Here is a 22,581-nt window from a genome sequence, read left to right on the forward strand (position 1 = left end):
CAGTAAGTTAGGTTTTCGTTATTCCTTCCTTGTGAATATTCAATTAAAACAGTTGTTTAAGCTAATTTCTTGTTGGTGGTTTGCTAATTGCACCTATCAATAACATGTTGCAAATTGGCCCAAACTTTTAATTAGATTTTCATTTAGGGTTTGAAGTGTCTGATTTGCCGTTCTGAGTTCAGTTTTAAAAAGGAGTAAACCAATGAGCAGTACCTATAATCTTAAAGGTAAAAAGGTCGCTATTCTTGCAACTAACGGTTTTGAGCAAAGTGAGCTAATTCAGCCTAGAGACATGTTGACTGAGCAAGGCGCTCGGGTCGACATTTTATCCATCGATGACCAGTCTACGATAAAAGCGTGGGACGAAGATAATTGGGGAAAGGACGTCGAGGTTGATGTTCAAGTTACGTCAGCGAACTTGCAAGACTACGATGCTCTTGTGTTACCGGGCGGGCAAATAAACCCCGATGTACTGCGTATGAACAACGATGCTGTGACGTTTATAAAGCAGGCGAATGATGCTTCAAACATCAAGGCGATAGGCGCAATCTGTCATGGGCCATGGATGTTGGTGGAATCTGGCTTAGCGAAAGGCGCTAAGTTAACATCTTTCCCAAGTATTCAAACCGACTTAAAAAACGCTGGTGCCACATGGGTTGATGAGCAAGTGGTTGTTCACGAAAAATTGGTGACTAGCAGAAACCCAAACGACATCCCTGCTTTTGTTAACAAGATTAGCGAAATGCTCATCCAGTAGTGTTTGAAAGACTGCAGTAGTTACTAATCAAGCAAATTAACGATAAAGCGACGTTAGCGAACTGTTTTGAATTAACCCTAGGCGGGAAAGGCAATAAGCGATGGTATTCGTAACGCTGCCATTCAGCGTTCGTCACTGTCGCTTAGTAAGTTAGGAGGATTTATGTCGAACGAAAAAACTAATGACAAAGTTATCGCGATTACCGGAGCATCTAGTGGTATTGGTGAAGAAACCGCGAGGCAACTTGTGGGCAAAGGCTTTAAGGTTGCGCTGTTGGCGCGAAGCGAAGATAAGCTAAAAGCACTCGTAGATGAGCTTGGCGAAGATAACGCATTCGCCGTTAAAGCCGATGTGAGCAATTTTGACGAAGTGGAAAAGGCATTTAAAGATGTTAACAAACACTTTGACCGCATTGATGGTATTTTCGCAAATGCTGGGCGCGGGGCAAAAGCCGCAGGTATTGAAAAGGGTGATGTAGAAGATTGGGACGGCATGTTAGGCGCTAACGTTAATGGCCTCCTTTATACTGCAAAAGCTGGTCTTCCCTATCTTCGCGACACCAAAGGCCACTTTATTATTACAAGTTCGGTCGCCGGACGTATAGCACTAAAAGGTTCTGTGTATGGTGCAAGCAAATGGTTCGCTTATGGCTTTGGGCAGAATTTAGCTGAAGAAATGAGAGAGTGGGGCGGGCGATGCACAACAATATGTCCAGGCATGGTCAATACGCCATTTTTCGACGAGCCGAAAGAAGATAAATTGCAGCCAGCAGATATTGCGAAATCAGTACTGTTTGCACTAAGCGCTGAAGATTCGGCATGTGTGCGTGAAGTCTATGTCATGCCTGCCAACTAGTCAGGTTTTTTACGCAAACGAAAAAATTGAAAAAAAGGAGGGGCTGGGATAGAAACCGCCCCTTTTTTGTCTTTTTTTACCGAATATTATAATTGACCATATCGTTTTTCCTTTCAGTTGTCTTTCCTGCGTATTCCCTATTAATTTCATGAAGCTATGCGAATTAGCCAAATAAAGTATTTTTCTCACTGTATTGCTCCTAATCTGATTGTGTCTAATAAAGCGTCAAACAAATCACATAGGCCATAGCCGACAGAGCGGTGTGAAAGCCTCGGAACCTTGTTATGAATGGCTTCAAGCAATAAGCCTTTTGGCGCTACAACAATAATAGGAGAGTAGAATGTCTAACGAGTTTGCGGGAAAAACCGCCATCATTTCAGGTGCCGCAGGTGGAATAGGTTTTGCACTGGCTGAAGCATTGGCAAAGCAGGGCATGAATATTGTCATGGGTGATATTGATAACATGGCGCTAACAGAATCTGGTGGCGCGCTGCGAGAGCAAGGTTTTGATGTCCTGACTTGCGCTCTCGATGTTACCGACTATTCCCAATGGGAAGATATTGTTGCTAGTGCGAAAGAGAAGTTTGGCAAAGTGCACATGGTGGTTAATAACGCTGGCGTGGGAGGCTCGCCAGGTAAAGTAGAAGACGCTGAGCATGAAACGTGGCGTTGGGTTATGGATGTTAACGTAATGGGCGTACTATACGGTGCGCAGGCATGTGTACCTGCTATAAAAGAGCACGGTGAAGGAGGCTGGCTGTTAAATGTAGCGTCTATGGCTGGGATGATGGGCATGCCATATGCCGGTGCATATTGCGCATCGAAAGCCGCAGTGGTATCTATGACCGAAAGTTGGGTGGCTGAGCTAAAACCCTTTGGTATTCATACCTCTGTGTTGTGCCCTGCATTTGTGAAAACCCGTATTCATGAGTCGTACAGAAATAGACAGCAAAAGTATGCTGTGGCGGCTGAAAAGCGCATCGATAAAGAAAAACTTAAAGTTGGAGCACAAGCAGCCACTAAGGCGGTTGAATCCGGTATCCCGGCAACCATGCTTGCTGAGCGGGTAGTTGAGGCTCTTCAGTCTGAGCAAACCTATATTTACACTCACCCAAATTATCGTAAGGTCACAAGTGGGCGATTTAAAGCGATTGATAGCGCATTTGAAGATGCAGAACAAAGCGCTGTGGTCGGTCATCTAATCAATGATGAGATTGTCACGTTTTAGCACCTGATAACAACTCAGTGGGATTTGACTGAGAACAGTAAAAATTAAATTCCATAAATTGTCGCCATCTTTTATTGTCGGTGAAAGGTGGTGACTAGCGCATATAACCTCTCCTAATTTTTTAACTTTTGTAATGGGCAGTTGGTCGTGTGCTACATTGTAACTTTAAGCATTTATTAGTAATGCTATACAGTGGTAATACTACAAATTCACAACGGGCTTTGCCCGAATAAACACACTGGACAATAATAATGAGAAAGCTTCTAAGAGCGGCAGTTGCTGTATCAGTTGCACTTTCGTGCACTCCCACCTACGCAGATAAAAACGACAAAAATGAAATCTTCAGCAGTTCAACGTTTAAAGCTATGGAGCTTAGAAACATTGGGCCTGCTTACATGTCTGGGCGTATCGCTGATATTGCGATTGATCAGAATAATCCCTCTACATGGTACACCGCGGTTGGCTCGGGTGGCGTATGGAAAACCACTAACGCGGGCACAACGTGGGAGCCTATCTTCGATGACCAACCCGTTTATTCAACGGGCGATGTCACCATAGCGCCAAGTAACTCAAATATTATTTGGGTGGGCACCGGTGAAAATAATGGTGGTAGACACATCAGTTTCGGCGATGGTGTTTATAAGTCATTAGATGGCGGCCAGAGCTGGAAAAATATGGGGCTGTCGAAATCAGAACACGTCTCCGACATTATTATCCATCCAACCAACCCTGATATTGTTTGGGTGTCGGCGCAAGGTCCGTTGTGGAGCGGTGGCGGCGAGCGCGGCTTATATAAGACTACTGATGGTGGTGAAACCTGGAAGCAAGTACTTAAGCCCGCTGATGAGTGGACTGGGGTAACGTCTCTTCTAATTGACCCGCGCAACCCGGATAAACTCTATGCGGCTACTTGGGCTCGTCAACGCTCAATTGGCGCCTATGTCGGCACCAATGAAGGGGCAGGTATTCATACGTCAAACGATGGTGGCGAAACCTGGACAGAGCTTAAAACCGGGTTGCCGGAAGGCAATATGGGTAAAATTGGTATGGCCATATCGCCCATAAACCCAGATGTTATCTATGCCACTATTGAAACGGACAACCGCGGCGGTGGTTTTTATCGTTCGGCGGACCAGGGCGCTAGCTGGACTAAAATGTCTGACGAAGTGGGCGGCGGAACCGGCCCTCATTACTATCAAGAAATTTTTGCAGATCAACATCAGTTTGACCGTGTCTATATCGCCAGTAACTACAGTAAAGTGTCGGACGATGGCGGAAAAACTTGGACGCCCATTAATACTAAACGCAAACACGTAGACGACCACGCCATGGCGTTTCATCCCACTGACCCAGACTTTGTTTTAATGGGGTCTGACGGTGGCATTTATATGTCACACGACAGAATGGCGAACTGGCGCTTTATGGCCAACTTGCCACTAACACAGTTCTACAAGGTGGCGCCTGACGACTCGAAACCTTTTTATAAGATTTACGCGGGTGCACAGGATAACTCTACCCAGGGCGGCCCGTCGCGTACTCGACGAGAAGAGGGTATTAAAAACAAAGATTGGTTTTTAACCCTTGGTGGTGACGGACATGGCCCTGCTACAGAGCCAGGTAACCCAGATATTATGTACTCTCAGTGGCAACAGGGTAATTTAACCCGTATTGATATGAAAACCCGAGAAGGGGTTTATATTAAACCGCAGCCTCTTCCTGGTGATCCGGCGGAGCGTTATAACTGGGACGCGCCGATTAATGTGTCAGCGCACGACCCAGCACGTATTTATTTTGCTTCACAGCGCGTATGGCGAAGCGACGATCGCGGCGACAGCTGGACCCCCATATCTGGTGACCTCACAAAAAATGGCAATAGAATGCACTCGCCATTGATGGGACGTACCTGGTCGGTAGAAGCGGGATGGGATTTGTATGCCATGACCGAGTTCCACACCATTGCAAACTTCGCCGAAAGTCCAGTGGATGAAAACATTCTGTGGGCAGGGACTGACGATGGGATCATTCAGGTCACCACCAACGGCGGTAAGTCTTGGAAGAAAATTGAACTAGACGACATTAAAGGCATTCCAGCTAACTCATACGTCAATGATATCCGCGCTGACTTGTTCGACCCTAACACCGTTTATGTGGCGCTTGATAACCACAAATATGGCGACTATAAGCCTTATTTAATTAAATCGACAAACTTGGGTAAAAGCTGGACTTCGCTGGCTGAAGATTTACCTGAAAAACATCTGGTTTGGCGTATTGTGCAAGACCACGTAAACAAAGACTTGCTGTTTATTGGTACTGAATTTGGTGTGTTTTTCTCGGTAGACGGTGGTAAGGATTGGGTAGAATTAGATGGCGGCATGCCAACCATTTCAACCCGTGATGTAAAAATTCAGCGCCGGGAAAACGACTTGGTAGCTGGAACCTTTGGTCGCGGTATTTACATACTTGACGATTATGCTCCACTTCGTTCATTAACTGAAAAATCGATGCAGCAAGACGCCATTTTATTTGGGCCGAGCCGCCCGGTTAAGTGGTTCCAGCTAGATGATAATCACACCGACTCTGATGGCGATGACCGCTTTGTTGCCAAAAACCCCGAGCACGGTGCCACTTTTACTTATTATCTGAAAGACAGCTTGCTAACGGCAAAAGAAAAGCGCCAAGAAGCAGAGAAGAAATTAATAGAAGATAAGAAGTACCCTAAATATCCAAGTTGGGAAGCGGTTGAAGCTGAAAACCAAGAAGCTGCGCCCGCTGTCTACGTTGAGGTTCGCGATAGCGAAGGTGACGTAGTTAAACGCGTTGAGGGTAAGACAAAGAAAGGCCTGCATCGTTTAACATGGGACATGAAGTTTTCATCGACCAACCCCCTTACCGACAAAGACAGCAAGGATAGAGGTTTGATGGCATTGCCTGGTCAGTACACCGCTACCCTGTTTAAACGCGTAGGTGCGAAGGTGACGCCACTTTCTGAGCCAGTGTCGTTTGAATTAACGCCTATATATGAGGGAGCACTTAAAGGAGCAACCCATAACGAAATCGAGGCTTATGGTAAAGCGGTAAGCGACGCGCAAAAACGGGCTATTTCATCAACCACCGTGCTTAAAACGCTGACAGATAGAATGGCGTTACTGCGCACGGCCATTGAACGCACACCTAATGACGTAAGCAATCTTGAGTCTCAGTATGCGGCGATTCAAGATGAACTAAACGCCTTGAACAAGGTGTTCTTTGGTCTTAAGTCTCGCGATAAAATGGGTATTAAGCCAGCAAACGTGATGAGCCGTTTAGGCTATGCACGTTCTGCACTGGGTTCATCATACGGCCCTACCGCACAGCATAAAGACCAGCTTGGTTACGCCAACGATAGTCTGGACGATGCGGTAACACGAATTAGCACGCTTCAAAGTCGCGCGGTGCCAGCCCTACAGCAAGCTGTTGTTGATGCCGGTGGCCCGTGGACACCGGGTTTACCAGTTGTAGCTCAATAGCTGATTCGCCGTTAGGGCATAGTTTCTATGCCTTTTATAGAAGCGCGTTCTCTTTTTATGCCCATTTATAAAGCTGAAAAAGGAAACAAGCGCTTCTCTTTATTTTAAATGACATGCGGTAGTCCTTTGTCTGCCGCATGTTTTTTACTTTTCCGTTTTGCTACTTGATGAGAGTGCTCTTGTTTTTCTCAACGTTTTCTTCGTTATTCTTTATTGGGCTTGCTATCCACGCGTTTAAATTTTCCAAATTCTATAGTGCGCCGTTGTCATCTTACTATTTGCGCGCAGGCTTTATTTTGCTTATCGCCTCACCTTCAGGCTACGCGCAAAGCGCTGAACCTCAGACGCTAGAGCGCTATACCGTTACCGCTGTGCGACCGTATTATGACAAAACGCTGTCAAACATTTTTCCGCAGTATGAGTTCGATAAACGGGGCCTAGTGACACCACTGCACACCAATGACGTGTTACTGCAATCTCCATCCATCTCATTAAACGGCCAGGGCGGGCAAATCCAAAGTATCAGCCTTCGCGGTTATTCTCGCTGGCGCATACAAACTCTGTTAGACGGTGTGCCAATTGTGAGTGACAGACGGGCAGGCTCAAGCATAGGTTTTATTCCTCCAAGCTTTGTCTCCTCTGTCTCTGTTTTACCTGGTGCTGCCTCTACCTATTTTGGCTCGGGTGCATTAGGTGGTGCGGTGAACCTGCATATGGATCCACCTCAACATTCCTATGTACAAGGTGGTTATAGCAGTAATCAACAAATGAAGTCGGTGAGTTATGCAGGTAATGTCGAGAACACCGACTGGAATATTGCCCATCGTAGTGCGAACAATGGCACTGATGCTAGAGAAAACACCTTGTACGATCAGTTCGAGCAAACCGCATTATTTATACGCCATAGTCCTTCAAGCGGAATCGTCAAAGACGCGTGGACGCTTTACTCAGATAACAACAACATAGGAAAATCCAGCAGTGATTATCCAGAAAACAGGGTAACAACCTACCCAGATAACCGCCATTGGTTGGGTAAACTCGCCTTTGCAACCGGCGATCTCTCAGGCAACCTATGGTGGCATCAGTCAAGCCTAGATACCTCTGTACTGCGCCCCTTCAGCAGAATTAATAACAGCGAAAATAACGCGTTCGATTATGGCTTTGATGTAAAAAGCGACATAGTATGGCAGCGCTGGTTGCTCAACCTTCAACTCCAAGTTACTGGGCGTGAAGGCGTGGTGGCAGACGAAAAGGAGTTTAGTCTTACCGCGCTTCCATCTGCGTCCAATGGGGCCTCGCCAATAGCCGAACTAGCCTATGAGGTTCGAACGCTAGATGCCAGCGAGATAAACATAGCAGGTATTTTCGATGCGTCACGGCAGTACAAAAAGGCCTCGTTTGCAGTAGGCTCAAGGATAGACTGGCAGCGCCAGTCGGATGACGCAGGTGTAAAAAGCAGCGTAACTGCAAAAAATATAAGTGCCTATGCGGGCGCTAATTATCGGTTGTCGGCTCACTGGAACGCAAGCTTGTACTTCTCTAGCGCATTTAGAAATCCAACGCTTACGGAGCGTTTTTTCGCCGGGGAAACACCTCGCGGTACTGTACTAGGAAATACGTCGCTGGATACAGAACAAGCGCTTAATACGCAAGCTACGCTGGCCTATCGTAGCGAACAAATGCAGGGTTCGGTGGAGCTTTTTTATCAGCAAATAGATAACTACATTGAACGTCTAACGGTCTTTGAAGATATTCTTCAATACGTAAATCTTGATACTGCCACGATCAAAGGGGCGAGCTATCAGCTTAACTGGCAATCGAAAGATGCTAGGTTTGACGCAAGGATAAGTGGTGCATGGATAGCGGGCGAAGATAACCTAGGGAATACGGTTGCCGATATTCCTCCCCATAATCAGCGAGTCGATATTGGCATAAATTGGGGCGATGTGCGCTTTTTTACAGTGCTAGCGTATCGTGCAAGTAAAACAGATGTAGCAAACGGAGAACGGGTGCTTGATAGCGTATTTACAGTAGATTTTGGCGCCCATTGGCAAGTGAGTGAGCGCGTACAACTTCAAGCCAGTTGGACCAATCTCACGAACCAGCAATATTATACCAGCGCAGATGACAGAGCGGCATTTGCACAAGGCGATAGCCTTCAGCTAGCCATAACCTATTCGCTATAGATTATTGAGCGGTCGTCTGTGTGTCTTTTTGCGGTATTTGCTTTTCAACGTGGTGATTAACATCACAAGCCCTGTTATCCAAAGTACAAAAAGTAAAATGGCCGCTGGCAAGAAGAGCCAGAGCTTTGCGCCTTCAAAGAACCAACTTCCATCGTGAATAGCTTCAATGGTGTCTGTTCGTCTGTATGCCACCTGAAGCACTGCACCGGTTTGAGCATCAAGCTGTACTTCCCAATTGTTTTTACCTCGCACCTTAATGATGCCCTTGTCGGGACGCACGTCTAGCCGGTCAATGTCTTCCCAAGTTTTCCAGTTTGCCTCGGAGACTTGCTGCACTGAGGTTAGTAAGGTTTCAAACGAGATGGTTGGAATGCCGCGTTGTGTGTGCTGCACTTTTTGCGTAGGCGGCTGGATCCAGTCAAATTCCTTTTTAACCTGAAGTAAAAGGCCACTTGCGATAACAATGATAACGGGGATAAAAATAACCAGCGAGAGCCACAAATGAATACTGCGACTGTATTTACGACCGTATTTGCGAAAGGAACCCGACATCAACCAACACTTAAAACAAAGATTGAAAACACACATAACTATACGGGAAACGGCGCTGTCAGTAAAAACACTCCAGCGCTAGGTTTGCGCATTTTAACGGATAACAGAGCAGGCTATGCGAAGGCGCAGCATGGCTTTCACAATGATTCAACTAGCCGTTATAGCCCGAAGGATGCAGAGTTAGCGTGGCAACGTACGATCGCCTTTTTTAAGCAGCATTTTGCTTAGCTACTGTTTATTTATTCACAAGAAAGCGGCCCGCTAAGGCCGCTTTGATATAACTGCTTTCGGCATTTTTTGCTAAAACGTCTAAAAATTTCAAAACGCCACTGGCTATCCGCTTATAATTTTGTCCATGGTAATTGGGAAGTCTCGCACCCTTACTTTAGTTGCATCAAATATTGCGTTGGCGATGGCTGCGCCTGCACCGGTTATGCCTAGCTCTCCAATACCCTTGGCCCCTACAGGTGATGCGGCGTAATCCGGCTCCTCAAGAAAATCTAAGCTTACCTCAGCAATATCTCGATTCACAGCAATGTGATACTCACCAAAATCTGGGTTAACGAAGCTAGCACTATTTTCATGATGATGAATACCTTCAGTGAGGGCGTAGCCTGCTCCCCACACCATACCGCCTTTAATTTGAGAGGAGGCTGTTTTAATATTTAAAATTTGCCCTGCGCTAAACATGCCGTATTGACGAAGAAGCCTAACTTCGCCGGTGTAGGTGTCTACTTCTACCTCGGCAAAGTGCGCGCCACATGAGTATTGCTCATCGTCGCTAGTATCATCCTCAGACACTTTACCTATTGCCGAAATTGGAAATGTATTCGTAGGGATATAATCTGTGATAAGAAATTGTGTTGCCGTGTCATCTGTATTAGGCATTGCTGCCTTAACCTTACCCTCTTCCACATAAAGTTTGGCGTTAGATAGCTCGGATGGGAGTTGGCTTTGTATCGAGTCAAGAAGGGCCTCACAGGCTCTCTTAACCGCAGAGCCTGTGCTTGCTGCACCAAAAGAACCGCCCGAACCACAAGAGGCGGGGTAACGGCTATCGCCAAGTTGCACGGTTACATTGTCTACCGATGTCTGTAGCGCATCGGCGGCAATCTGCGCAAGAATGGTATAGGTACCCGTGCCTATGTCAGTCATGTCGGTGCGCACGGTCACCTTGCCTTGTTCATCTATTTCAACTTGCGCTGAACTCTCAACGAATACATTCATACGCATAGCACTGGCCACACCGTGCCCGATTACTTTGCCTTTGCTAGGCTGAGGTTTGTGTTGCCACTTAAACTGTTGTGCGCCCTGACGAAGGCATTCCCCCAGATTGTGGCTGGTAAATGGGGTTCCCTTCATCGGGTGAACTACCGGTAAATTGTTTAAGCGAAAGGTAAGGGGGTCGACACCAGCTTCGTGTGCAAGCTCGTCAATTGCCGATTCAAAGGCAAGGGAGCCAATAGCATCACCAGGTGAACGTGTTGAATCAATAAGCGGTAGATCAACGTCTTTTACTCTATGTGTGCTTTCAATATATTGAGATTGATAAGTGACTCGGGCACCTGCGCCCGTTGCTTCTGCAAATTCGTAGCCTTTTGCTTTGGGCATTGCGCTTTTGTGCACAATACTTAATAACTCGCCGTCTGAATTCGCAGAAAGAGTCATTTGCTGTGTGCTGTGACCGCGATGGGGCGTGTTGTAAAACACTTGGCGCCTGCTCAACACCACCTTAACCGCGCGCTTTAAGTGCCTTGCGCCTATGCAGGCTAGGGTTGCATCGTAATGTAAACCCAATTTGGAACCAAAGCCTCCACCAATGAAGGGGCTTTGAACCACAATATTTTCTGCATCCATCTCTAGCGTAATAGCAAGCGCTTCAACAGCGGAAGCTATAATTTGCACACTAGTAAATACTTCGAGTTTACCGTTTTTAAATTCTGCCACAGTAGCATGAGGTTCCATCGCCGCTGATATTTGAGACGGTGTGGTGTAGGTACTATCTACCGAGGTTTTCACGTCACTATTGTCAGGCCTATTGCCGCTGGTGGCATCAGGCTCGAACCCACCGTCTAGTGAGTCTGGTACCTGGGTGGCACCCTCAAAGTGTGTGAGGAGTTCTGGCGTTTGACCTTCAATGGTATAGTCAACCAAGCTTGCCGCGTAACGAGCCTGCTCTAAGGTATCAGCAATCACTAAGGCGACAGGTGCTCCAAAATGACGAATATGCGGCTCGTTCAATACGGCGCGGCTTTGAGTAAACCTGCTTTCGTCTGCAGGTTTACCGAAGGGCTTCAGCGGCCCCGCATTTTTGTAGGTAATAACGGCGTGAACCCCTTCTGATTGTTCAGCAAGGCCAGTTTCGAGCGAGGTAATTTCACCTACGGCCGTATCGCTAGCAACAATCCAGCCTACCAGTGGTATTTGTTCGCTCATTTGTTCCGCAGCGTATCTTGCCTGTCCGGTGACCTTTTGAACGCCATCAATACGATTGACCGCTGAACCCACTATCTTCGAATTAGGCGTTGCCATGTAATGCTCCTTCGTGGTGTGGGTGGTCCGATTGATGAGTAAATATTTCCATAAGCACTTTTTCTAAAGTGCGGCGCAACAGCAACGGTTTGAAGTCGTTACTACCGAATACTTTGGCGGTAGCAAGCTCGGCGTCTGCTGCCTGTGATATAACCTCGGGTGAAATTTCAGCGCCCTCTAAAACACGAATTGCTTTTTCTGGATACCAAGGTGTGGTGCCCACGCCACCAAAGGCAAGATTCACATTGTGAGCTCTTCCGTCCTTTATTGTCAGTCCCGCTGCCACAGACACGAGTGCGAAGGCATACGAGGAGCGGTCTCGAACTTTATGATAATACTGCGTTCCTCTTTCTTTCTTCTCAATACTAACGTGCGTAATGAGTTCACCGTCTTGAAGAACGCTCTCGATATGAGGTGAATCGCCGGGCGCCTGATAGAATTCTCGCAGCGCGATTTTCCGTTCAGTGCCATCTGGTAGTTGTGTGTTAACGATGGCATTTAGCGCTATCATCGCGACAGCCATATCCGAAGGGTGCGTGGCAATGCATTTGTCACTTGTTCCAAATATAGCGTGTATACGGTTCATGCTGTTTAATGCTGTACAACCTGAACCCGGCTCACGTTTGTTGCACGCTTTGGTTGTATCGTAAAAATAATAGCAGCGTGTGCGCTGAAGCAGATTTCCAGCAGTTGTTGCTCTGTTGCGCAACTGGACTGTGGCGCCACTCAAAAGCGCTTGAGACAAAACTGACAACGAGGGCTCTGAGTGGGCAAACTTAGCCAAGTCAGAATTGCTTACCATGGCACCAATATGGTAGTGCGTGTTATTTTGGGAAATAGCGTTCGCACTTTTCCATTTAGCCAGGCTAATAAGCGTTTTAGGTGTCTCTACCTGCAGCTTCATAAGATCAATTAAGTTCGTGCCTCCGGCTAAAAAACGGGATGTTTTCGCAGTTGAAAAGGTATTTAGCGGGGTGTTGTCATTAAAATGATGGACATCGAAGGGCTGCATTATTGTCTCTCCATTGCAATCACGTCTGTGATAGCGTCAACAATATTGGGGTAAGCGCCGCATCGGCATAAATTGCCACTCATGCGCTCGCTGATGTCTTCTTTTAATGACGCTTTACTGCTATAGGTTACGGCGCTCGGATCGCCATTTGTTAATTCTTGCAGCAAAGAGACGCCCGAGCAGATTTGTCCAGACGTACAGTATCCACATTGGAACGCATCTCTTTCAATAAACGCTTGCTGTAGAGGGTGAAGGCTATCGCGTTGTCCAATACCTTCAATGGTTGTAACTTCACAGTCTTCCAATTGAAATGCAAAGGCCAAACAAGCATTGACGCGCTCCCCATCGACAAGAACAGTGCATGCACCGCACTGGCCATGGTCGCACCCTTTTTTTGTGCCAAATAAAGAAAGATGTTGATGAAGAAAGTCGAGAAGCGTTGTTCGAGGGTCGTCGGGAAGACTAACATCGCTCCCGTTTAATTTCAGTGTTGCCATGGACATGTCCTTTTACCAATAGGCTCAATTCGGTACTCCGGTGAATTAAGCGAGACGAGATTATCAATCGATACGCCGCAAACATTAAATTAGTTTTAACTTCGGTCGTAATTTAATCTTCACGTCTTCACTTTTAAATCGTAAAAAGCCGCGATAGATGCTTTACGCTAAGTGGTGTAAAATGCGCGCTGGGAGCATTTTGTATACGCTTCTTACTGTCATATCCCTTTTTCACACATTCACTTCAGGCCTATATACATGATCCACAACGATGTTTTACGTCGCCTTCGTTACGCTTTAGCCATAAATGACACTGCCGCTATTAGTATTTTTAAACTGGTTAATTACGACATGGAGATAGGTTATTTGCATGCTGTGATGAAGCGAGAGGGCGAAGAAGGGTACCTTCCGTGTCGCGATAAGATTATCTCCTTATTCCTTGACGGACTAATCATTAAAAATCGCGGTCGACAAGAAGGGCAGGAGCCTCAAGAATTGGGGCCCAAAGAACGTCTGAGCAATAATGAAGTACTGCGCAAAATTCGCATTGCAATGAGTTATAAAGATGAAGATATGATTGACGTACTTAAACTAGCGGATTTTAGGATGAGCAAGGGCGAGCTATCTGCGTTTTTCAGAAAGCCTGACCACCGAAATTTCAAACCTGCTGGCGACCAGGTCGTTCGCAACCTGCTGCAGGGTATGGTGAAAAAATATCGACCTGACTCTACTGGCGCTGGTCGCAGCGCGCAAACAAGCCTTAAAAAGCCAACCACTAGTACGCTGGGCGCTAATAAGCCTAAAGAGAGCAAGCCTAAAGAGATCAAACCGGCAGAGATTACGCCAAAAAACGGTAAACCAAACGAGAGCAAACCTCATACAAATAAACAAGGCGTTGTGGCATCACCTTCTAAAAAGGTTGAGAGCGCAGCTAGCCGAAGTGTTAACGATAAGTCTCAAAAAGGCAAAAAGCAAACCAATACATCTGTGTGGGGCGAGCTACCTGCTAAAAAGCGGTGAATAAAGTTAACCGCTAGATGATCTTCATTTGTTTGTGCTCGAAGACTTGTTAGCCTTGTGCGTCAACTGACACCTGTGAATTTAAGTGAAGGAGAAAATATGAGTCGTCATTTTGAACAGGCAGAAGGGTTGTGTGAAGCAAAAGATGCTGCTACCCAAGGCTTTGTGTTCAACCAAACTATGCTGCGCATTGCGGACCCTAAGCGCTCGCTAGACTTTTACACTCGCGTAATGGGGATGACACTCATTAAGCGGTTGGATTTTGAAGAAATGAAGTTTAGCCTTTATTTTTTGGCTGCAGGTGACGATTTCTCGGATATTTCCGACGATGCCGATGAGCGTACCCAGCAAACTTTTGGTCGCCCAGCAATGCTTGAATTAACCCACAACTGGGGCGATACGCCAGAAACGGTTAGCTACCACAACGGCAATACCGAACCTAAGGGATTTGGTCATATTGGTTTTCATGTACCCGATGCTGAATCAGCCTGCGCCAGATTCGAATCCCTAGACGTTCCTTTTCAAAAAGGCCTTAATGATGGCTCTATGAAAGGTATTGCGTTTATTAAAGACCCAGACGGCTACTGGATTGAGATTTTCGACGCTTCAAAAGTTGCTGAAACTTGTGCGCCGCATTTAAGAAAATAACGCACTGTTTATAATGTAAATTGCGCTTATTGCTAACTCAATAGTGGGCGGCGACTTCACAGTTTGTTATCGATGCTTTGCAAGTTCATCAAGCTTTGCTTCGATAGAGCTTTAGCACTTTACGCTTTCACTAAACCTCGCATAGCTAGAAAGTAGTGATACTAAAATAAGCGTAAATCAGACAGCAATTAAGTTAATCAGGCAAAACACTAAAAGGAGCGGTGCGCTCCTTTTAGTATTCTGACAAGTCTCGTGCTTACTTGTTTTGTTTGGGTGGAATAATTATGCGCTCTGCGTCTGGGAGGGCATTCTTCTCAATACTCGCGGTATCGAGGTTGGCGCTAAGTTGGTAGTCTAACTGAACGAGAAGCCCCGTTTGCTTTACTCCTTTTCCGCCCTGAATACGCGGTTTGTATTCCCATTGTTCAAGGGCAACTTTAGCGCTCTTATCAAATACACCTGCTGGCTTCGATTTGACCACGGTTACGTTATCGGTCGCGCCGGTTTCAGTGATATCGAAAGAAAGTACAACAAAGCCTTCTACATTGTCTTGTGCCGCTTTTTCTGGGTAGGCGGGTGGAACACGTTTTATAGGTGACGCCATGTTAATTTTATCTTCAGCTTTAGCTGACGGTACGGGTGAATTTGCCAATGCCGTATTTATAGTCAGTAGCGCTGCAATGGAAAGCATCCCTGCTGCCAGCACTTTACTGCTCTGAATAGGTTGTTTAATGGCGTTTAATCGTTTGATCATAGTCCTTTTTTCTCCAAAGGTTGGGTATAGCCCCATTGTACGATGCAGGGCGTTTGAACAATGCTCAGCACACTGCACAAGTGCTTTTGCATAGGTGAGTTTTTCTTTGTCTGCTTTGTCTCTCAGTACCGCGTTATCGCATGCCAGCTCTTGATTTATTCTGAAGGACTTTAGCGCTAGCCAAACGAGGGGGTTAAACCAAAATAGGATGGCGATAATAAGCGCTAAGGTGTTCCACAGATGATCACAGTGTTTGCGATGTACGTTTTCATGTTCTAACACCAAGGCTTGTTGCTTTTCTGAAAACGTGCTTTTAAATGAGAAGGGGATAAGTACTTTGGGTTTAATAAAACCAAACAACATGGGCATAGGCGCCTTGCTAGAATAATACGCATTGGTGTGTAATGCGTGGCGCTTTGAAATAGAAGTCCAGGTTGCGAAGTGATGGACCAACACATAGGTAGTAATGATAGTCACACCTATCGCCCAAAGAGTAAGCCAAGTTGCAAAGTGGTCAGTGCCAAGCGTGGGCTTTACACCAACCACATATCGAGCGAAGGTATTTGATGGAATACTCACTAACGACATGGGAAGGTTGTTAACAATCAAGCACGCAGGCACTAACGCCCACAATTTATATGAAAGAGAAACGCCAATCTTATTAGTAAAAAAGTGCTCGCAGAAAATCAGTAAGCCAAGCGCTAGCGATAAAACGCCTTGTTGAGCAATGAGCCAATCAATCATTTTTCTGTTCCCATTCCTTTATAAGGGCTTTCAGTTCACTCACATCTTGTTTAGAAAGCGAGTTTTGATTGGCAAAGCCGGCGACCATTGGGGCAATTTTGCCCTTAAATAAGCGACTAACGAAGTTTGTCGTTTCTTTCTTTGTATAATCCTCGCGCGCAATGAGCGGGTAGTAGAGGTATTGGCGTTGCAGCTTTTCAAACCCTAACACCCCTTTTTTTACCAGGCGCCCAAGCAGCGTCTTTACCGTTTTTTCATGCCAATCTTTTTTATCATTAAGCCGCACTACAACATCATTTGACGTTGCAGGATGGTCGTCCCACAGTACGTCTAACACTTCAAATTCAGCGTTCGAAATTTCAGGTTTTTCCTGCATGTTGCTCATAGTATTAACGTCTTTTTTGTTTGATTACATTTGTAGTCGATATATTTAGATTACACTTGTAATTTTAAAGTGCAAGAATTTTTTGTGTGTTTTTAGCGCAGTTTCAAAGAGTAGGTACTTATCTATGCGGATTGATATAAATAGACTTGGGGCCTTTAAATCACACAATGGTGCAAGTAAGAAAGTAGTTGAACAAGATGAAAGAGAGTAACAAGCAAGAGTAGAAAGGAAGGCGAGAAAGCAAACCAAGGCAATAAAAGTCTAAGGTACCTTTAATTTTTCAGTACAGAACGGTAAAGCTAAGTTCATTGGCTTCCAGAAATTCACCCAAAATTCGCGCTTGTTGGTTTCCTCGTGGGACCATGACATAGCAGGGCGGGGCTGGGGTGACCTCCTGTAACTCGTACCATAGGGTATCAAGTGCATCTTGACCGTTTTTAAGGAAGGTTTCGCCCCAAGACGTAGAGTAAAGAATAGACACGTCCTCGACTGTTGCCTTTTGTCTAAGCGTAGGAAAGTTAACCACGGCAAAACATGCCGTAATCCTCTCAGGAGCGAGTAGGTCATTTCGAGGTAATGAGGCCACTTTTACAGGCGGGAAGTATTTACACAAATGTTTAAGCAGGTCGTTTAAATCAAGCTCACTGACTTCGCCATAATTGTAGTCGAGCAACACCTTCGTATTTGTGTCGATAATCTTACTTGAAACGCACCACACCATCAGCGCGATAGCGCTTGGCGCTTGAGAAATTTTCTGCGACTCGTCGATAATGCCTGATTTGCTAAGAAGGTCTCCTGCATAGGCCGACCACACCTCGTCACCGTTTTTGAGCTGACGCATGGCAATCGTCACGGTGTCGCAATACAAGCTTTCGTCAAAAGCTCGCCTTAAAAACTCAATTTTGTCGGGCTTTTTCGCGTAGTATGTGCTCAGCCGTCTACCCAAAACCGTCATGTCTTTTTCGTCCATGACCTGCTGATAGTGGCCTAATTCTTTTGAAATACGGCGATAACACTTTAACAAGAACCGATGAATACGTCGGCTTAGCTGCACCCGCTCACTGAAATTCCACGTTTGCTGATTATCAAAATGTGCAAGATCCTTGCGGCTCCAGCCCCACTGCCTGGCGTAAGACGCCATAATTTTGCGCTTAAAATTAGGTTTTTCGTCTTCAAAAAGCGGCTCGCTTAGTGCGCAGCCGCATTTTAGATATAGACACTGTTGCAAGACGGCAACGTCTTCAGCGTGTCCATGAGCTTTGTAGTGAGCGATGAGTTCGTCAAACATCAATGAGTAGGGGTCGATGTCTGACACATGCCCTGGGGCTTCGGTCGCTCTGTGAACATGCCTTTTTAGAATGTTGCACAAGGGTTGGCCTTCGACAATATTGGCGAGATAAACCTCAAGCTTCGCCATTTTTAAAACGGATTTAAAAGGGGAGTCCATGGCTTTTCCAAGCTGCCAAATGGCGGCACCGAAAAGCTCACTGGCGTCCAATTTTTCCAAGTTACCCAAATCCATAAACCAGTCTAGGTCGGGCGACCCGCCTTTATCTAAACTGTTATAAATCGCTCTATATTGCTTTTCTGAGGTTTTTTCGGGGGTTAGCCACCAGAAAGGGGCTCGACCGGCTACCACAATATTGGTGCTGTAAAACTCAGACTTTAATAATAACGCTTGGGCTGAACCGGCACTTTCACCCTCGGCAATTCCAAAATCATTTTCTTTTACTTTATCAATTTCAGATAAAAAGAAGTGTACTTCGATACCGAAGCGTTCATCTGCCCACTCTTCAATTGCGGTAAGTTTTTGCTGTAGTAACGATAATTCCGTCGGCGTGAATTGTTTACCGTCAATGCAGACCCAAAAATCAAAGTCTGAGTCGTCGGTTTGTGCAATGGTTCCCACACTCCCCATAAGAACCAGTGCATCGATAGCGCGTTGCCTTGGCCAAATTTGTTTTACATCGGTAAATAAGTGGCTCTGTGCAGGAAAGCATCGCAACAAGGCTTTTTCTATATCGGACCTGAACGAATAATTATTGATCCCAAAAGGAACACTCTCACCTGATGGAAGAGGCGCTACATAGCCAGGAAGTGACTCATGATTAACATGAACTAGGAACGGTAAGACGTGAAAAAGAGGCTTTTGCTTTTCAGGCATAAGGGTAAGCGCACGTTCAATACGCGACTTATTATACCTGAGAACTCGCAATAACCTTATCGTAAGGTTTTGCTTAACTGAAAGCGGCTGTGGCGCTGTCATTATGTCAATCTGCACTTCATCATGATGCCAAGCATAACGCTATTTTGTTTCAACTTCCTCAAATTTTCATCGCAAGTAAGTATCTTTTCCTGAAGTTGTTGATAACAACGATGTAGGCAAAAGCAATCTCTTTTGAAGACGTTTGTGAGAAATGGCCATCACTTTAAAATATTCGTATGTGCAGTAGTATTTTTAATAGTGAAATAACGCGCTCTATTGGGTCGGCGGATACTGCTCAAGTAATCTAATTACAAGCTCATCCAATTTATTTTGAATGCTTATACTGTCTTTTGATTCAAGTTCTACCACACCAGATGCGCTGTAAATGAATTTTCCGTCTTTAACCATATCAATTTGAAGGCCTTGCTGTAATGTAGTTTGTTCTCCGACGGGAATACTAAAAATACTGCCCAGAGATATCCCACCCGAGCGCCCGAAGCTCCCGGTTCCCAACCCAAGATTTAACGTGGTGCCATCTTCTTTTGTTGAATTAGATGGTAAGTATATTACCGTGATATCAGCGTTTTCTTCTGAGGCCGGTGTCAGCCCTTTCGCTATTAGATTTTGTGTAATGGTAGAAGATAGATGATTGGCCAGCGTTGCATTTATCGGCTTAACCGGAGAGGGAATGTGAAACGTTTTAATATCAGCAAAGTTTTGTGTGTCATCGACACTTACTTGCGGCTTTTTGCTACTGCAGGCACTTACAATAAGCACGCACATTGCTAAGAATAAAACCGCCTTTGCTTTATTCACTGAAAGCATTATCTCTCTCATTAAACCTTTTGAAGTACCGCTATACATAACTTACTCACTGTAAAATATTGCTTTTTTAAAGACATCCGTTACGAAGCAAAGTTCGACGATTAATATCTTAAACGTCGCTGTTACTTACTTTGGATCGCATAAAGCAGACTGTTTTAGCAAGACTTGGCAAAATCGTTGTTATTTTTCAGGTTCAAGGAAAAGGCGAACTGCCTTTACTCGCTTTATGATCATGCAAGTTTGAGATTTTGGCATTATCATAAATTTGTCGTTTATTTTGGGCACAAACCTTTTTTGATTTTTTCACTTGCTAGTCAGTCAACTTAAGTTAATTGCAGCTAGGTGCTCCACATAGAAGGATGAGCCGTATGAAATGGCTTATAACTCGTTTCAATGTAATCTTTTACGTCTGTATTTTTACTCAGACTGAAAGATTGCGGCAATCAATCAAGGGAAAGTGAACATGAAACCAACGTTACTAAAACACGGTGCACTAGCAGCGGTAGTGGCCTCCTTTTTTTCATTCAGCGCAACTGCACACAGTTCATAAGAGGCTCAAGTTGGGCTAGTTTCCGACAATGGTGCTTTCACTGCTTACCCTAATGCAGAGACAAACGCGAGTGTTGCGCAAAGCAAAGAGAGTAAAGATTGTTTTTTAGCCGTGTATAACCTTGATGATTTAAGTAATATGACATTTGAAGTTTACAAAACAGCGCTACTCGCGCGTTAAGGTTCGGGGAATAGTTAAGGAATAGGATATGAGCATGATTAAAGAAACAGGTAAGGCATCACTCGGTTTGGCGGCTTTACTCTTCTTCGCAGGGCAGGCCTCAGCAAAATCAGATTTTGACTATGGTCCAGTGTTTAGCAATTTTGGGAAGCACGCGTCAGTCGATAGCGTAAGCTTTCCTGAAAATCAGACATTCAAGATTGCATTTGATGTCGCCAAAGCGGCAAACCCTGGAGAAGTTAACCGCAAGTTTGAGTCGCTGGCGCGGTTTATTAATATGCACGTAGCTAACGGTGTAAAACACGAAAACCTCTCGCTTGCGCTTGTGGTGCACGGTTCTGCTACCGAAGAAATGCTTAAAACAGCGAACTTCAAACAGCGCAAAGGCCAGCCTAACGGCAATGAATCACTGCTTACCGCATTAATGGAGCAAGGTGTTGAAGTAATAGTATGCGGGCAGTCTGCTGTTGCGCATGGCGTTGACAAAAGTGCGTTGATTGAAGGTGTCAAAATGGATTTGTCTGCGATGACAGCTCATGCGCGCTTAGCGCAAAAAGGGTATTCGGTGAATCCGTTTTGAGTTATTTAACATACCCGAAGAATGCGTCTATCTAAAGCAATGGGAATCATGCGTAGCTCAGTGAGGGTAGTCTGGTTAAGACAAACAGCAGACGTTTAACACCCTGTTAACAAGAAATAATACAGTCGGCTAGACAAAGCGACGAAGGAGCAAAAGCCAACTGTATTTTGTCCTTGTTTAACAGATTGTTATGGATTTTGTGCAGCTGCTTTACAATATACATTTAAACCCATTTTTGCTAATGCGAAAATAAATGCAGCCACCGCACCGGAAACTGCTCCAGCAGCGATACCAATAACTTTCCCTATGGCAGCCGCAATAGAAAATACAATAGAGTTGGCTAGCAACTTTGTACTTGAAAAAAGTTTCTGCCTTACTTTTGTATAAGCTCTATCTTTAGTACATACCAATTTATAAAACTCTTGTTTAAGTTGTTTCCATATAGAAACTTTATTGCTTTTCGGTGCATTACTCATTGCACTCATTGGAATAATTTGTGAGTCGGTTTTTGCCCAAGCATGGTCACTATAGAACAGGCTATTACTCGATTTTCCATGTACATATTTTCTTAGCATATGTTGCCCAACATCACCGAGGTTCGACATATCTGCATTTAAATTCCTTAAGTAAGGAAAAGAAATCAATAACTCTTCAGTGTTTAAGTTGTCCATATTTTGAAGTATCTCCAGACTATTGCCTAAATTCATAATGCCGTTTTAAGCGGCAGATTGCAGTTGGCTAAAATAAGTGAGGCACGAACAAAAAGCCAACTGTGAATCGCCAGTAGTTCAGTAGCTACATCTTAACCATACTTTGGGGCGGACTGAAACCTATTCCTAATGCCTGCATCACGTACACAAGCGACTATCACTAGTGGCACATTTCGTTATGATCAAGGCAAACTTAAATCAGCTCAAAAAGTGTCCTAGAGAGTGAGCCTTTATAAAATTGCTTTTAATTTACGTTACCTTATTTATTTTAGTAATTTTGCCTTTAAATATTCTCCCAGTAAGTAGCAATAGCATGGAAACAAAAAACATAAAAAAGGTACTTGGCTTAACGCCTACTTCTAACACTCCATATCTAGGGTAAAGAGCCGGATAAAAAATTTTCACCTTTTTGCCGACCCCATATTGTTTTAGCTTTTCTAAGCTAAACGTTCTATTTTTAAATTGGATTCTCGGGTTGAGTGAAACTATATCTGAGACGTACTGAACGTTATCAACACTATAAGTGAACTCTATTGCTGCTTCATCAACGTAACTATTTCCAGTCCTCACTGCAACTCTACTAGCCGACAAAACTATCCCTTCAGCTTCGTCCCAAAAATAAGACGCTATACCTAACAACATCCCATAAGTAGACAATGGTAGAAGAAACAAATTAATGAACAAGCATGCTGTGTAGAGTTTTTTATATTTAGCCATTACCTACTCAATATGCGCTTATTCTTGGAGTTAGTCTACTGACCTTGGGTTTGGAAAAATTTAATGCACCAAGGTCCGGTTTACGTACACAAGGGCTGCACAGGCAGCCCCTTACAGCCTAAACTTCTATAGATTCC

At 44.9% G+C, this 22,581-nt stretch carries 18 protein-coding genes and 1 pseudogene; 9 read left to right on the top strand and 10 right to left on the bottom strand.

All coding sequences use genetic code 11. The annotated features are described in order from the left end of the window. Nucleotides 1–202: 202 nt before the first annotated feature. The 5 genes from JC525_RS19180 to JC525_RS19200 all read left to right on the top strand — a co-directional run bounded on the left by JC525_RS19180 (nt 203) and on the right by JC525_RS19200 (nt 8,532). Nucleotides 203–757 (top strand): type 1 glutamine amidotransferase domain-containing protein, encoded by a 555-nt coding sequence (locus JC525_RS19180; RefSeq protein ID WP_198817697.1) that lies wholly within the window; start codon nt 203–205, stop codon nt 755–757. A gap of 162 nt (nt 758–919) precedes the next feature. Beyond that, a complete protein-coding gene (locus JC525_RS19185) occupies nt 920–1,612 on the top strand; it encodes an SDR family oxidoreductase (RefSeq protein ID WP_198817699.1) in 693 nt (230 codons plus the stop codon). A 340-nt stretch (nt 1,613–1,952) separates the two neighbouring features. Next, the gene (locus tag JC525_RS19190; RefSeq protein WP_198817708.1) at nt 1,953–2,840 is read left to right on the top strand and encodes an SDR family NAD(P)-dependent oxidoreductase; all 888 of its coding nucleotides are present in this window, start codon (nt 1,953–1,955) and stop codon (nt 2,838–2,840) included. Nucleotides 2,841–3,091: 251 nt separating this feature from the next. Then, nucleotides 3,092–6,346, top strand: coding sequence for a VPS10 domain-containing protein (locus JC525_RS19195; protein ID WP_198817709.1), 3,255 nt, complete (start codon nt 3,092–3,094; stop codon nt 6,344–6,346). A gap of 173 nt (nt 6,347–6,519) precedes the next feature. Continuing rightward, nucleotides 6,520–8,532, top strand: a complete 2,013-nt coding sequence (locus tag JC525_RS19200; RefSeq protein WP_332874137.1) for a TonB-dependent receptor — start codon at nt 6,520–6,522, stop codon at nt 8,530–8,532. Here the strand turns inward: JC525_RS19200 and JC525_RS19205 are convergent. Further along, nucleotides 8,527–9,084: a PepSY domain-containing protein gene (locus JC525_RS19205; RefSeq protein ID WP_198817711.1), complete on the bottom strand. Its 558-nt coding sequence runs from the start codon at nt 9,082–9,084 to the stop codon at nt 8,527–8,529. The genes JC525_RS19200 and JC525_RS19205 overlap by 6 nt on opposite strands. A 114-nt stretch (nt 9,085–9,198) precedes the next feature. On the opposite strand from JC525_RS19205, the pseudogene JC525_RS19210 reads away from it, so the two are divergent. After that, nucleotides 9,199–9,312: pseudogene (locus tag JC525_RS19210) on the top strand (dienelactone hydrolase family protein); the annotation flags it as partial. 105 nt (nt 9,313–9,417) lie between these two features. Here JC525_RS19210 and JC525_RS19215 read toward each other — a convergent pair. Genes JC525_RS19215 through JC525_RS19225 form a run of 3 tightly spaced genes read right to left on the bottom strand, consistent with a single transcriptional unit; the run spans nt 9,418 to nt 13,125 of the window. Next, nucleotides 9,418–11,616: a xanthine dehydrogenase family protein molybdopterin-binding subunit gene (locus JC525_RS19215; protein WP_198817712.1), complete on the bottom strand. Its 2,199-nt coding sequence runs from the start codon at nt 11,614–11,616 to the stop codon at nt 9,418–9,420. Then, the gene (locus tag JC525_RS19220) at nt 11,603–12,628 is read right to left on the bottom strand and encodes an FAD binding domain-containing protein (protein ID WP_198817714.1); all 1,026 of its coding nucleotides are present in this window, start codon (nt 12,626–12,628) and stop codon (nt 11,603–11,605) included. The genes JC525_RS19215 and JC525_RS19220 overlap by 14 nt, the downstream gene beginning before the upstream one ends. After that, complete coding sequence (locus JC525_RS19225; RefSeq protein ID WP_198817716.1) at nt 12,628–13,125, bottom strand: (2Fe-2S)-binding protein; 498 nt, start codon at nt 13,123–13,125, stop codon at nt 12,628–12,630. Before JC525_RS19225 ends, JC525_RS19220 begins: the two co-directional genes overlap by 1 nt. 258 nt (nt 13,126–13,383) lie before the next feature. Between JC525_RS19225 and JC525_RS19230 the strand changes: the two genes are divergently transcribed. Further along, complete coding sequence (locus JC525_RS19230) at nt 13,384–14,145, top strand: DUF1456 family protein (protein ID WP_198817718.1); 762 nt, start codon at nt 13,384–13,386, stop codon at nt 14,143–14,145. A 99-nt stretch (nt 14,146–14,244) separates the two neighbouring features. After that, nucleotides 14,245–14,793, top strand: a complete 549-nt coding sequence (gene gloA, locus JC525_RS19235) for a lactoylglutathione lyase (RefSeq protein ID WP_198817720.1) — start codon at nt 14,245–14,247, stop codon at nt 14,791–14,793. 256 nt (nt 14,794–15,049) lie between these two features. On the opposite strand, the gene JC525_RS19240 is transcribed toward gloA, so the two are convergent. The 4 genes from JC525_RS19240 to JC525_RS19255 all read right to left on the bottom strand — a co-directional run bounded on the left by JC525_RS19240 (nt 15,050) and on the right by JC525_RS19255 (nt 19,746). Further along, nucleotides 15,050–16,291, bottom strand: a complete 1,242-nt coding sequence (locus JC525_RS19240; RefSeq protein ID WP_198817722.1) for a M56 family metallopeptidase — start codon at nt 16,289–16,291, stop codon at nt 15,050–15,052. After that, a complete protein-coding gene (locus JC525_RS19245) occupies nt 16,284–16,676 on the bottom strand; it encodes a BlaI/MecI/CopY family transcriptional regulator (RefSeq protein ID WP_198817724.1) in 393 nt (130 codons plus the stop codon). The genes JC525_RS19240 and JC525_RS19245 overlap by 8 nt, the downstream gene beginning before the upstream one ends. Nucleotides 16,677–16,956: 280 nt before the next feature. Continuing rightward, on the bottom strand, nt 16,957–18,942 hold the full coding sequence (locus JC525_RS19250; RefSeq protein ID WP_198817726.1) for a class I adenylate cyclase: 1,986 nt from the start codon (nt 18,940–18,942) through the stop codon (nt 16,957–16,959). Between the two features lie 213 nt (nt 18,943–19,155). Then, nucleotides 19,156–19,746 (bottom strand): DUF4136 domain-containing protein, encoded by a 591-nt coding sequence (locus JC525_RS19255; protein WP_198817728.1) that lies wholly within the window; start codon nt 19,744–19,746, stop codon nt 19,156–19,158. A gap of 719 nt (nt 19,747–20,465) precedes the next feature. Here JC525_RS19255 and JC525_RS19260 point away from each other — a divergent pair. Then, nucleotides 20,466–21,017, top strand: coding sequence for a DsrE family protein (locus JC525_RS19260; RefSeq protein ID WP_198817730.1), 552 nt, complete (start codon nt 20,466–20,468; stop codon nt 21,015–21,017). 188 nt (nt 21,018–21,205) lie between these two features. Here JC525_RS19260 and JC525_RS19265 read toward each other — a convergent pair whose 3' ends face one another. Both JC525_RS19265 and JC525_RS19270 read right to left on the bottom strand, forming a co-directional pair. Further along, nucleotides 21,206–21,688, bottom strand: a complete 483-nt coding sequence (locus JC525_RS19265) for a hypothetical protein (protein ID WP_198817732.1) — start codon at nt 21,686–21,688, stop codon at nt 21,206–21,208. A 288-nt stretch (nt 21,689–21,976) separates the two neighbouring features. Further along, entirely contained in the window at nt 21,977–22,444 is a 468-nt protein-coding gene (locus JC525_RS19270) for a DUF3592 domain-containing protein (protein WP_198817734.1), read from the bottom strand. Nucleotides 22,445–22,581: the final 137 nt, after the last annotated feature.

It is taken from the genome of Alteromonas sp. IB21, assembly GCF_016405965.1.
Classification (GTDB): domain Bacteria; phylum Pseudomonadota; class Gammaproteobacteria; order Enterobacterales; family Alteromonadaceae; genus Alteromonas.